The sequence below is a fragment of the Paraburkholderia sp. J67 genome (assembly GCF_905220265.1).
GTDB lineage: Bacteria > Pseudomonadota > Gammaproteobacteria > Burkholderiales > Burkholderiaceae > Paraburkholderia.
Genome location: NZ_CAJMZK010000006.1, coordinates 255,273 through 267,995, shown reverse-complemented (window position 1 = coordinate 267,995; position 12,723 = coordinate 255,273). Strand labels below are relative to the sequence as shown.

The following is a 12,723-nucleotide window of genomic DNA, read 5'->3' as shown; positions in this document are numbered from 1 at the left end:
CCGACTAATGCTAATGTCGCTGACCACTCACGCTTTCCGCTCCTCCAGTCGGAAGCGGAAATGTCTAAACAACTCTGTCTCTGTAGATTGACTACCGCGTAGCCGGAGCGCGTAACTGATCAGTGCGTGATCCAGCATGTAGAGCCGGCTGCCTTCCGCCACGCCGTTCTTGGAGAGATTATCCACAATCCACTCCAGCGCTGACTGGCCGAGGTAGCGAGCCCGGGACACGAAGAGACCGTCCGCGCGGCCAATTTCACCATGCATGTTGAGTGCATAGGCAAATGGATAGGGACGGTTGGCTCTCTCCGTATCGTCGCGGATCATGTCGGCAAACGCATCAGCATGTCGCACGAGCATTTCTTCGGTGATCAAATCCGTCCGTCCGGTGACCACAGCCGTCTCGATCAGATAGGAGTACGCGATGCCGTGCAGGAAGAAATCCTTGCCCGGGTCGATTTGCTGCCACTGATTCACAAAATTCGTCACGAATTCGTCAAAGTTCGGTAGTTGCTCGTGCAGGCGGCCCAAGTTGTGCAGCGCCATGATGTAGTACAGCCCCATATGGGTGCGTTCGAGCCGGCCAGTCGCGGCCAGCAATTTCTTTGCTTCCGCTAGACGGTCTTTCCGATATGTGAGGTACTCGGCCCGACCGGAGATGGCGATCGCGTTCAGCATCGTTAGCAGCGGGTAGATTTTCGAGAACGTCGGAGACATCGGCTGCGGGAACGCGGGCGGGATGTTGAGTTCGTCGGCACGGTCCAAATGCTCTAGCATCTCGCGCATGTAGTCCCGCTTGCCGTCGAAAATCAATGTGTCACGTCCAATCAACGCGATTGCAGAGAACAGCATCGACCCGCCCCGCCCGCGGAAGAACGGCGCGGGGACGCGGTCCAGTGTGTCCAGCGCTTCCTGGATGTAGTTGCGCTCACTGGTTATCAGCTGCTTTTGCGCACCAATCTGACCAAGCGCGATAAACACAGCGGTGTAGGCAGAGAGCTTTTCATAATCACCGTGGCGGCCTATGTTCTCATCCTTGATCTGATTCGGCTGTATCTCATTCAACATAGCAACCAACTCGCTCGGGAAGTCCAGTTGGTCATTGCTTAGTAGCGATCGGTCAAGGTCGAGCTTGGCAACGGCATCGATCAGTATGCAACTGGCCATAAGGCGCCAATATGGATTAGTCTCCGTCCGTATGGTTCGTAGTATGGGGACGAGCGCGGTTTCTACTGCGGTATCGGCGACACAGCAGGTCGGATTGACCACGCTCAGGATCAGCTCGGTCAATAGACGCGAGAACTGCGTGTAGACGTTCGAAGCGGTGACCTTTTCCGCTAGCAAACTAAATGCATAGCTAATCCGCGCCGCGACAGCTGGGTCATACACGACCGGATACTGTCCGAGACCGATGCCGCGCACCATGCGGCTCCAAGGGGTGGTGATGATGCGGGATTCGTTGGATAGATTGTGCAGCCCGGTTACGGGTGAAAAAATTGAATTGCTGGTCATGATTCGAATTTCTTGTGTAGGGACCTGGCGTCATTCCTAAAATCACACTGCAAGCGCAAGCCCTGTTAGACCATTGCGGTTTCCGGCTTTGCGGGCGTGTTGGCATACAGTTCTTGCGTACGAGGAGCTGCGTCTGCGACCGGAAGCGGGTATGGCAACGCCGGTACATGCACGCCAAGGAACTCCGTACGCCGGCCCTCGAGCATGTCTAGCGCCCAGTTCAGCCATTTGACGCCTTCGCAATAGATCGCAATCGGCCGGCGCTGCGTTTGCCAGGTGTCGTTCAGCGTTCCATCCCGTTCGGTCTGAAAGTGGAAGGGTGGCATGGCGGCAAAGTGGGTACCCATGACGAAGACGAACCGGATCAGCCAGTAAGGATCGTCCTGCAGATACGGTGAGTCCGGGTTCTCGAGCGCGAAAACCGAAGTCATGACCTTGCTGAAATAGTCCTCCATGCCCTGCGGCGGCCCAGTGCGATCCACTGTTCTGCCCCACTCGGTCAGATCACTGACTCGGTAGGCTTTTTGAAACGGGTTTTGTTCTTTAAAGGAAACGGTGACTTTCGGTGCATGGCCTTCCTCTATCCAGACCTGTAGTTTGAAATACTCATAATGGATTTCGTCATAATGGCCAAGGCTGTTATGCCACGGCTTGTTGTCGTACATGGCGTCATCCCGGGTATTACTTCCCTCACTTTTGAATCCAATGGCGCGGGGATCAAGAAATTTGATGCCGAGTGATGCGGCCGTGATATCTGCCAAAGCCGCATTGATTTCAGCTTCCGGTGCGCTGGACTCAATCAGACCCTGCGCGAGCAGTAGCGGTCTGGTGTCTGATATTTTGATATTTTCAGTATTCGTATCTCCCATCACGAGGGAATGGAAGCGAGGCTCTAGAACAGCATTGAATTCCGGATGTCCGCGGAAATAATTTACGATGGCGAGAAGATTCAAATAACTTTTACCGTTTATGACAATTTGCTCGGTGTCGATTAAATTGCTGTCAAACGTGCGTGGTGCGGTACGCCGACACAAGTTGAGGCGGTCTTCGATCTTCCGGAAATACGAGATATTCAGCGTGTTGCCCGGCGCCGGGATACGTTTGACACTGTGTACATGCTGCGCTAGTAAACAATGGATTTGCTCATAAAGGCGAGCGATGACTGCTGGCGGCGGTGAATGTTTCTCGATGAAGCGGCTGACCTCTTCGCCAGGGACAAAACTCATTTCATATATGACCTCTTTGTGGGTCGTCTTGTCATCATTTTGCAAGTGAGAGGGAATAGGAATTTCCCGCTCAAGAACGGCGAATACCTCGGGAAAGTACCGCCGTACGGATTCCGGCAGCGCTTGCAAATACTCGGCCTGCTTCTTGGCTTTTGCAAATGGAGGGAGCATCACTCCCTGTCCACTTTGATCCCAATGTGCTGCGGTCAACGCCTCGCTCAGAATCTTGCGCACAATAATCCGGTGCGGGACTAGTGTCGCTTCGGATGGGAAAGTACTCATGCAATTGTCTCCTTGGTGAGAAACATCGTCATGGATTCACTGCCGCCGTTGCCGAATCCCAAGATCCGTTCCCCTACGTTGACATATGCATATACGGTACTACTAAGGAGACGACGGCTCTGGGCGTAACGCTGCACTTTCTCGTTATCATCGGTTAGAGTCGAAATGCAAAGCGCGTCAAAGTTGTCGAGCGAGGCGTTTGTCCGCTTCCAAAGATCGACCGGAGAAAGCACGGAGATCACGTTCGAAGTGTGGGGTGCCGCGCTCACTTGGTCTTGTGACAGAGTTGATCCCAGTGAAATAATCTGGCAGTTGCCGTTTAGACGCAATTGGCGCACATAGGTTTTGCGGTGTTCACCAAGCAGCAGGGCGCGAGTAGCAGCCTCCAACTCCTTTCTGCCCTGGAGCGGTACGCCATCCGGCGAAATAACAGGGAGTTCCGGTTCCACGAGTCCGGCGCACACTTGCTCCAGCGCATCCTGCATGGCGCTGTTGCCGGTCCCTACTCGCAGCATGTTGCAGTACAGATCCAAAACGTTCGCCAACGTGCTTGCGCCTGAAACCACGAGGGTCACCAGCCAGCCCATAACGTCGCTGCTTTCCAGAAAACAGTCGCGCTGGGTGAAGATCGCGGGTCGGTAGCGACGGAGAACGTTAAACAGCGTGCATTGGTAGACGATGCGGCTGATGGCGATCTGCTCGATCGTTAACATATCGCCCGCCGTCAGCGCCAAGTATCTCGTGTCGTCAATGTGGAGGATGCTCGCGACTTCTGCGTAGATATCGCGCGCTAGCGGCTGGGAGTCCAGCAATAACTGGGTATTGCGGGAGAGTTCGGTCAGCCCCAGATCGACCAGTGATCCGAAATGAAATACCACCACCTCCGGGTACTGGATGTGGCTCAGGCTCTTGTCGGCAACGTCACCGGTGCTGTCGATGACCTTCAACTCGGCATAGACGTGCCCAAGCCGATCTTGTACACCCACTATCCGCTTCTTCAAGTGCGCCTGCAGTATCAGTTCGCCTTGATTGACGTCGATGCTTTCGCGGTGTCGCCAAGTATGTTGGAAAATCTCCAGAAAGTGGTAGAACGCGAGCGATCTCTCACGCTTGAAATGGAGCATTTCCGTGGTGATGATGCCCATCATGCTGCGATACAGGTAGTGCTCACAGAAAGCACTGCTGGAGGCCAATCGGAACATATCCCGCAGCAAGTTGTACTGCGAGGCGTCCAGGCGACCATCCGGTACATCCAGATTTATCATCTGCACTTGCAGATCTTCGAGCAGTTTGACCGCGCGCAGCAGCAGGCCAGTCTCCTCAAGTGCACCGGTGCAGGCTGTTGCTGGTATCTCGGTATTATTGTCCGTCAACAACCGTAACGATTTACCACCGAGGCCCAACTCCAGGATGATATCCGGGTTGAGGAAGTCCAGTGTTTCCGCGGTGGTTCTGGAGGCCATGATTTCATTGGTCATGGCCAGCACGGCGGTGCGCACGCCGGCAGCGGTTGTGAGCGAGCACGCGCAGTGGTTAGAAATAACGGGCGTGTGCGGCTCCTTGAACACGATGCCGTTTTCGTCAATGAAACGTTCAAGCGCGCTGCGGACGCAACGCATCCGGCTGGAGTGGGCCAGGAAAGTGGTCGGCGGTTTCAACTCCTCCATCTTGACGGCAGGGAAATTTTTTATGAACAGATCAAAGCCGGGCTTAATGCTACCCCGGACGTAGATGTTCGTTTGCCGCCGCGAATAGAACTTGTGCACTTCCACATCCGCCAACGGATAGATCTTTCTGATACCCTCCATCGCTTTGGCAAGTTCGGCGGTATCTCCTTTGAGTGCAACGACGTGAAACGGCTCCGCGACCAGCGCCATCTCGTGCAGATACTCGGGCAGATAAACGGCAACGGATTGAGAAAACGGTTCATCGGAGCGCACCCCTTCCGCAGCCTGCAATATCAGCGGTGTGAAGGCCCTCGCGATCCTGACGCCGTCGCCGCATGAGAGCGCACCGCTTGCGACTGCGGCAGCCACGATGCCGAAGCTTTCGCCGGTATAAGCTATGAAGTTAAGTGACACGTTGCATTGAACTGCAATGGTCCGCAGCCAGGCATCTAGCACCAAGTTGTGTACCAAAAAGGCAGCGCCAACGAATCCTTGTCGATCGAACCGTCCTGCAGGCAGGTTTTCTGGGGACATCAGCAACTGATGGCTGGCACAGCCATACACTTGAGCCGCTTCCGCATATATTTCCAGTACCTCCGGCAATCTGCTATCCAACAGGGCGCTATTGTGATTGCGGTAGGCATCGCGACTGCCGAGGCCTGGAAAAAAGCCAACGATACGATTCTTTGACGACGGAAATGCCGAGGATAATTTTTCTCGCATTTATTGGATTAATATAAATTGATAGATTTTGATGCGGATTTATACGTTATCGACAATTAGTTTGTTTGTTGTTTTGTGGGTGAATTTTATTTATTTAATTTAAATTAATATTAGGTGATGAATAATGTTTTTGTTAAATAGTGTGACATTTGAAATTTGATGTGAAATCTCGTAATCTCGGGTGGCGGTCTCTTAAGAGTTGTCAGCTTGATCTGGAACTACCCCATGTTTGCTGCAAATAAGACCGAGGCAGTGAAAAAATGCTAGCAGGCAACCCCAACCAAGAAAGCCGACCTCTTAGATCGCGCTCTGCCAGCTTGCGGACGATTCTGGAGAGGTAAGTTGACATTCGAAAACCGAGGAACTTCGCGTTTTTACACGTCCTTATATGGACACCGCCCGGTTTGCCAGGTTGATCGTGATGTGATGCCGCAACGACGTATCGGCTGCGGTCTTATATCCGGCTTTACGCAGGCCGAAGCCGCGAGCCCTGATGGAATGCGCCAGGAATGTCCTCATCTCGGCCGCGTGCTTCAGGCACAAGGCTGTGTTCAGGTTTGCACTCCTGCGGTCCGACCTGTTTTGCCATCACATTGAAATCAACACTAGCAACCTACCAGTTCCATGACGCATCACCGCTATGCGGGTCTGTGGCTTACATGATTCGCTGCGTACGAAGTCTCGTGAGCAAGGATCGCTCAGGCGGTTCTGGCCATTTTGTTTTGCCAAGGCTACCGCCGCCACATTTGCTCGGCGTCTCGCCTGAATCGCCTTTTTCCACGCCGTTGGTACTTTGGTGTGACACAGAACAGAACGTGCCCCATGTATCAATGAGGTACGCAGGTATGGGTCACCGCGCTTTGAGATCGAGCCGAGCCGTATCCTTCCGCCCGTACCGTTCTGACGAGGAACGAGTCCCAGAAACGCTGCGAACTTGCGTTCTGACTTGAATGCCTTCGCGTCTTCAATTGTTGCCACAAGAGCCGTTGCAGTTATCCGGCCGATTCCCGGTACTTCGAAAATCGCACGGCATGCCGCTTCCTGCCTCTGCCATGCACCAATCCTCTTCTCGAGTTGATTGATGTCTTCCTCAAACAGGTTGATGCGGCGCAACTGTTCGAGGAGGTTCAGAACTATTGATCGGGGCAGCGTGTCTTCGAGTTCAGCCATGCGCACCCTGATCTCATCGAGCCCTGCAACGCGTCCTGCGCGAAACGTAACGCCAAATTCATACAGCAACCCGCGCAGCTGATTTTTTTGCATTGTTCGAAACTTGACGAGCAACGAGCGCATACGATGAAGGCTTAGCATCACTTGCTGATCCTCTGTTTTGGCGGCAACCGTACGCATGCTTCGAGGGCAACGCGACCGGCGGGGTGTTGCGCCGGAAATGTAATCAGATCGTCACGTCCGAACTTCCGATTCGCGATCTCGCCAGTTTGGGTGTCGACCCAGTACAGCTGGAACACCCGCTTTGCAATGTCGAGTCCGTATGTCGTAGCATTCATCTGGGGCCTACGTTCCTTAAGTGGTTGTGTCGCAACTCCACTCTGGCACATTGATGCCGTTCGGTTCCTGGAGGCCCTCAGTCATGCTTAATTCCACGGAGGGAGGGCGGAGTCCATTCCATCTCGGTCGTTTCCAGTCATACGGAAGAATCAGAAGAAGCACAGGCCGCCGCAGGCGGCCTGGATGTAGAGGTATTGGCCGTTCATCTCCAACTGACTTCACGCTGCAGCAGAAGGACGCGTTAAAGGTTTTGTCAGCGAATTTGCCAAGAGGATAAGCAAACCGACAAAACTGAGCGCCGCCCCTGCCCAAAGCGGGGAGACATACCCGAAGCCGGCTTGTAGGGCCATTCCGCCCAACCACGCGCCAAGCGCGTTGCCTATATTGAATGCGGCGATGTTGGTGCCGGAGGCCATGGTAGGAGCGTCGCTGGCAAAGCTCATGATCCGTAGCATCAGGCCAGGCGCCGTCGCCAGCCCGATGGATCCCATCAGCAACAGCGAGATGATCGTCATAATCTTGCTTTGCGCGGTGAGTGCAAACACGATTAGCACTACGGTGAGCAGCGCTAGAAATACGCTCAGTGAGGTATTCAGTGCGCGGTCGGCCGCTTTGCCCCCAACGATATTGCCAATGAACGTGCCCACACCGAACAATACGAGCAGCCACGGCACGGTTGCTGTGGCGAAGCCGCTCACCCGGGTGATGGTGAAGGCTATGTAAGTGAAGCCTCCAATTACGCCGCCGAAGGCAAGAATGCTGATCGATGCCGAAATCCATACCTGCGTGCGGCCAAACACGGCAAGTTCCGTTCGCAGGCTGTTGGTCGGAGCTAGGAGCCTAGGCACCAACAGGCGGATGCCTAGCATGGTGACGACACCGATGATCGCGAGCGCCCAGAACGTCGACCGCCAGCCGAGTTGCAGCCCCAGGAAGGTGCCCAGTGGAACACCGAGTATGTTGGACACAGTAAGGCCCGCAAACATCAATGAGATGGCACTGGCTTTCTTGTTAGCTTCGACCATGTCGGATGCAACGACTGCACCGACACTGAAGAAGGCGCCATGACAAAGTGCTGCCACGATCCGCCCCGCCAGCAGGGTTTCGTAGCTCGATGCCATGGCGGAAATCAGGTTCCCGGCAATGAAGAGCCCCATCAACATGAGCAGTGTGCGCCGACGCTCAAATCTGGCCATCAAGGCAGTGAGGGCTAGTGCGCCTATGGCTACGCTCAACGCATAGCCAGACACCAGGTAGCCGGCTACCTGCTCGGTGACACCAAAATCAGCGGTGACCTGGGGCAGCAGTCCGACAATACCGAACTCGGTGAGACCAATGCCGAACGCACCTAGAGCTAGGGCAAAAAGTCCAATTGGCATTTAAATTTCCTTATCAAGATAAATATGAAAATGCGGTTATTTGAGATATTGATAATGCATTTACCACCTTTGACGTCCGTCTATCTTCTGTTGACCCTCTGCTACCGTTTCTCCGTCCTGCCCAGAATTTAGATGGGTGGTAAAAATATGGATTGCGAGGAATATTCTGTGTCGATAATTCGAATGCGATCGCGTTTTTCAGCTCGCCGAGAAAGTTTGGTGTAAGACAAAAAAACAAGAAACATCGTCGCTGTCTTATAAAGATATGAAAGTTTCTTTGGAGACGATAATAAATTGGCAATGAAGCCATTACAATGTCAAAAGTATAGATATCACTATGCCGAAAAATGGATAGATCAGACGTCACGCTGGATCGTATGCGCACGTTCGTGAGAGTGACGGAACGCGGCAGTTTGTCGGCAGTAGCGCGCGATCTTGGGGTCGGTCAATCGACGATTACGCGGCATCTGTACGAACTGGAAGAGGCGGTGGGCGTGCCTTTGCTCAGTCGGACCACCCGACGCGTTACGCTGACCGAAGAGGGTAGCCGCTACTACGCCAACAGCGTGCAGATCCTGCGGATGGTGGATCAAGCCGGCGAGGAGGTGCGCAGTATGCGCGAAGCACCGGCCGGCACGATACGGATCTCGTGCACGGCTGCATTCGGTGTCCTACACCTTAGTCGGCTCATTTTCGCGTTTCAGGACCGCTATCACGACATATCGGTCGATCTCAGCTTGACCGACGAGCGCATCAACCTCATTCAGGAGGGAATCGATATCGCGGTGCGCCTGGGCCCGCTCAGAGACAGTTCCATGAAGCACCGCTCACTTGGCCAAAGCCGACGCTTGCTGGCGGCGGCCCCCGGCTATCTGGCCGCATACGGCACACCGCGCGTGCCACAGGACTTGGTTGGTCACGAGGGAATCCGCATGTCGAACGTCGCTGGTAGCGACACCCTCGCCTTAGTCGGACCTGGAAGCGAGCGCCATGTAGTGTCGCTTGGCGGACGTCTGCGGGTCGATCACGGACTCGCCGCCCGTGAAGCTTTTTTGGCAGGGCGCGGTATTGGCGCCGCCCACCAATGGTTGATTGAAGATCTGCTGGCCTCGGGACGGCTTGAAGTCGTCCTGCCAGACTATTCGTTGCAGCCCGTACCGCTAAGTATGTTGATTGTACCGGAGCGGTCTGGCGTTTCCCGTGTGCGACTGCTGGTTGATTTTCTGACCAGGCAGATCGGTGACGTCCCAGGGATCGGGAAGGTAAGAACGCTCTGCTGAAAGTGAAGCTGGACGCAACGACGACGCTCGACGAGCCTGCGACTAGCGAAGCGGGAAGTCATACGCAGCACCGACGGGCACTGGTTGCACGGCGATTGCGGCGACGAATCGCCAGATGAAGCACAAGTTCATCATGCGCTCTCTCGGCAGAACCGCACCTGGCGGAAAGATGCGAATTCGTGTTTCTTCAGCATCCACACTGCGATCGCTTACTGCAGCATCAGATGCTTCGGCGGACCTGAAAAAATTCAATTCCCATCGCGGGCGTATTCTGGCGGACGATTGAGTTGCGTCGTACTTCGCCGACTCTGGCAGTTGCGGGAGAGGCGGGCAAGGTTTGCTGCCATATCCCCGGCATTCAGTTACGCGAGTACAAGCAATACGGGGCCAATCCTCAGACCGACATTGGCACACAAGGCTTGGAGCAGGTTATACCGCCTTGGCGCTCAGCACCGCGTGTAACGCGTAGTAGGTTTGTCCCTTGAGCCGGCGACGCTGTATGCCGTGGTCCTGTTCCACATGCCCGATGTCTGTTCCATCGCTTGGTAGCGTTTTAACCATCTTCGTTTTGCTCTGTTTTTACTGGGGGCCACTTGCATTTAGTAGCGTGTTAGACCTCCTTGTTGAACGCTGCGAAGTGGACGAGCATGAGCACGGTAAATCTGAAGAAGTGCAGGCCTGTCAGGGTTTCGGGTAGCCGCTCGTAGTCTCTGGCCCGGCGTCGGAAACGGTTCATCCGGTCAGTGGTGCATTTGACCACCGAGCGACGTGACAACAGCGCTAAGCGTTTTTACGCCAAATGAGAATTCACTTGCACCTTGCCACGCGGCGGGGGGGCCACCCCCCTAGGCCCAGGGTTTTTGGCAGGATTGCAACACTTGATGCGAAGAAGTACAGTGTCGCAACAATTGATCAATCCAGAGAAATTCCAGAAAAATGCAGGGCCGCATCGGCTGGCCGAGGAGAAATGACGTCATGAAACGATTGAAGCTGACCACCTGGATCGTCTTCGGCATGGTGCTGGGGATTGCGACGGGCTACGCGTGCCACCGCGCGATTAGCGACGCGCAGACGCTGAAGTCTGTCGCCGATGCCTTCGGCCTCGTCACCGATCTGTTCCTGCGGCTCATCAAGATGATCGTTGCGCCGCTGGTGTTCACGACCCTCGTGGTGGGCGTAGGCAAGATGGGCGACGCGAAGGCGGTGGGGCGCATTGGCGTGCGCACGCTCGCGTGGTTCCTCGGCGCGACCTTTGTTTCGCTGCTGCTCGGCGCGCTGGTCGCCAATTGGCTCCAGCCGGGCGCGGGCCTGCATTTGCCGCTGCCGGATTCGCACGCGGCCACCGGTATTCAGGCCGGTTCGATCTCGCTCAAGGAGTTCCTCACGCATCTGGTGCCCAAGAGCGTGGTGCAGGCGATGGCCGAAAACGAGATCCTCCAGATCGTTGTGTTCGCAGCGTTTTTCAGTCTTGGCATCATCGCGATCGGCGAGCCCGCGCAAGGCATCGTCGTGTTGCTCGAACAGATTTCGGCGGTCATGTTCAAGGTGACGGGCTACGTGATGGCGTTCGCGCCGGTGGCCGTGTTCGCGGCGCTCGCGCACGTGGTGGCCGTTCAGGGGCTGGGCGTGCTGCTCAGTTACGGCACCTTCATGGGCGTGTTCATCGGCGCGCTGGTGTTGTTGTGGTGCGCGATTGTCGGTGCGGGCGGGCTGGTGCTGGGTGGACGCGTGTTTGGTCTCGTGCGCGCCGTGCGCCTGCCGATGCTGCTGGCGTTCAGCACGGCGAGCAGCGAATCGGCTTATCCGAAGCTGCTGGAGCAACTCGAGCGCAGCGGCGTGCCGCGGCGTATTTCGAGCTTCGTGTTGCCGCTCGGCTATTCGTTCAATCTCGACGGCTCGATGATCTACTGCACGTTCGCCACGCTGTTTATCGCGCAGGCGTACGGCATCCATCTGTCGTTCATGCAGCAGGCGACGATGATGGCGATCCTGATGCTCACGAGCAAGGGTATGGCGGCGGTGCCGAAGGCTTCGCTCGTGGTGATCGCGGCGACGCTCGGCCAGTTCAACATTCCGGAGGCCGGGCTGCTGCTCATCATGGGCGTGGACACCTTCCTCGACATGGGCCGCACGGCGACCAACGTGCTCGGCAACAGCGTGGCCGCAGCGGTCGTGACGAAGTGGGAAGGGCAGCCAGGCGCGGTGCTGAGCGACGACGAATACGCGGCGCTGATCGGCGAACGTGAGCGCGAGGCTCAGGCCAGCGGCGAACGCGCGCTGGCTTGAATCGGTGAACGATCGCGTCGGGGCGGGCGTGCGCAAACGTGCGTCGCCCCGACCCGGCGCGCGCCGCTCAGGTGCTGGAGACACGCCCGGTCAGCACCACACGACGCGGTCGTACGCGACGGTACGCCGATACACGTTCTTGCCGCGCCAGCTCGAAAATTCCATGTAGGCACATTCGAGCACCAGAATCCAGTTCGTCACGCTCATGATCAACCCCGTTATTGGTTTGAATGCAGAACCAGTCTAGGGCCGCGCCTGGCGAGGCGAATCGCCGAGCAGGAGCGGCTTCACCGCCCAGTTCATGCATTCGTGCCGGTTGTTGTGCTGCCCCGGCTTTTATGACCTGCTTTGACCCGCTTGTCTCCACCCTGATGCAAAGCAACTCTGGTGCCTGATTCGCCGGGTGGTCCTCGCCCTTGTTCCGTCCCCTCGAGCACTCACGGGATGACGGATCGCGGGCGTTTCCCGAGTTATCCCTATCTTTCCACGCGCGCGATATTCGATCCGTGCGCTGGCGGACGTTTCGGCGCAGACGTTTTTTCCTTTCCGCGTCTTTCTCGTTGCGTGCGCACCCGATATTGGCGTTTAAACGCGAGAGCGGCATCGCAATCGTGCGCGCCATCGTGCCCTTATCCGTCAAGATCACCGCATTTTCGGCCAGGGGCGCCACACGGTAAAAATGACCCGCTATGCTTGTACTAAACGTATCGCAGGCACCTGAAACCCCTTGTTTTACGGGGTGAGATCGCTTCATGCGACGGCCGTGAGGTACGCAGCGATATCCGCATTCAGCCGATGCGCGCCGCCCGCGCGCTCGCGAGTGGTCCCGAGATGGCCTCCCCCGCCGTCTCGCTCTTCG

Annotated in this window: 7 protein-coding genes and 2 pseudogenes; 3 read left to right on the top strand and 6 right to left on the bottom strand. The window is 56.0% G+C overall.

Annotated features, from left to right (window positions below):
* Positions 1–27 precede the first annotated feature (27 nt).
* From U5782_RS14590 to U5782_RS14570, 5 genes and pseudogenes are all read right to left on the bottom strand, one after another.
* A complete protein-coding gene (locus U5782_RS14590) occupies positions 28–1,512 on the bottom strand; it encodes a hypothetical protein (RefSeq protein ID WP_322044534.1) in 1,485 nt (494 codons plus the stop codon).
* 65 nt (positions 1,513–1,577) lie between these two features.
* Positions 1,578–3,020, bottom strand: coding sequence for a hypothetical protein (locus U5782_RS14585; RefSeq protein WP_322044533.1), 1,443 nt, complete (start codon positions 3,018–3,020; stop codon positions 1,578–1,580).
* Positions 3,017–5,290: a hypothetical protein gene (locus tag U5782_RS14580; RefSeq protein WP_322044532.1), complete on the bottom strand. Its 2,274-nt coding sequence runs from the start codon at positions 5,288–5,290 to the stop codon at positions 3,017–3,019. The genes U5782_RS14585 and U5782_RS14580 overlap by 4 nt, the downstream gene beginning before the upstream one ends.
* 818 nt (positions 5,291–6,108) lie before the next feature.
* Positions 6,109–6,918: pseudogene (locus U5782_RS14575) on the bottom strand (IS110 family transposase).
* 219 nt (positions 6,919–7,137) lie between these two features.
* Complete coding sequence (locus U5782_RS14570) at positions 7,138–8,298, bottom strand: MFS transporter (RefSeq protein ID WP_322044531.1); 1,161 nt, start codon at positions 8,296–8,298, stop codon at positions 7,138–7,140.
* A gap of 377 nt (positions 8,299–8,675) precedes the next feature.
* Between U5782_RS14570 and U5782_RS14565 the strand changes: the two genes are divergently transcribed.
* Both U5782_RS14565 and U5782_RS14560 read left to right on the top strand, forming a co-directional pair.
* Positions 8,676–9,578, top strand: coding sequence for a LysR family transcriptional regulator (locus tag U5782_RS14565; RefSeq protein WP_322044530.1), 903 nt, complete (start codon positions 8,676–8,678; stop codon positions 9,576–9,578).
* Positions 9,579–9,693: 115 nt separating this feature from the next.
* Positions 9,694–9,864, top strand: a complete 171-nt coding sequence (locus U5782_RS14560) for a hypothetical protein (protein WP_322044529.1) — start codon at positions 9,694–9,696, stop codon at positions 9,862–9,864.
* A gap of 324 nt (positions 9,865–10,188) precedes the next feature.
* Here the strand turns inward: U5782_RS14560 and U5782_RS14555 are convergent.
* Positions 10,189–10,368, bottom strand: a pseudogene (locus U5782_RS14555) (IS5/IS1182 family transposase); the annotation flags it as partial.
* Positions 10,369–10,553: 185 nt separating this feature from the next.
* Between U5782_RS14555 and U5782_RS14550 the strand changes: the two are divergent.
* Positions 10,554–11,864 (top strand): dicarboxylate/amino acid:cation symporter, encoded by a 1,311-nt coding sequence (locus U5782_RS14550; RefSeq protein ID WP_322044528.1) that lies wholly within the window; start codon positions 10,554–10,556, stop codon positions 11,862–11,864.
* Positions 11,865–12,723 lie beyond the last annotated feature (859 nt).

What these genes read in the sequence shown, in the direction of transcription:
- U5782_RS14590 (WP_322044534.1), bottom strand. Translation starts at nt 1,512, where the DNA reads ATGACCAGCAATTCAATTTTTTCACCCGTAACCGGGCTGCACAATCTA.
- U5782_RS14570 (WP_322044531.1), bottom strand. Translation starts at nt 8,298, where the DNA reads ATGCCAATTGGACTTTTTGCCCTAGCTCTAGGTGCGTTCGGCATTGGT.
- U5782_RS14560 (WP_322044529.1), top strand. Translation starts at nt 9,694, where the DNA reads ATGAAGCACAAGTTCATCATGCGCTCTCTCGGCAGAACCGCACCTGGC.
- U5782_RS14550 (WP_322044528.1), top strand. Translation starts at nt 10,554, where the DNA reads ATGAAACGATTGAAGCTGACCACCTGGATCGTCTTCGGCATGGTGCTG.
- U5782_RS14565 (WP_322044530.1), top strand. Translation starts at nt 8,676, where the DNA reads ATGCGCACGTTCGTGAGAGTGACGGAACGCGGCAGTTTGTCGGCAGTA.
- U5782_RS14585 (WP_322044533.1), bottom strand. Translation starts at nt 3,020, where the DNA reads ATGAGTACTTTCCCATCCGAAGCGACACTAGTCCCGCACCGGATTATT.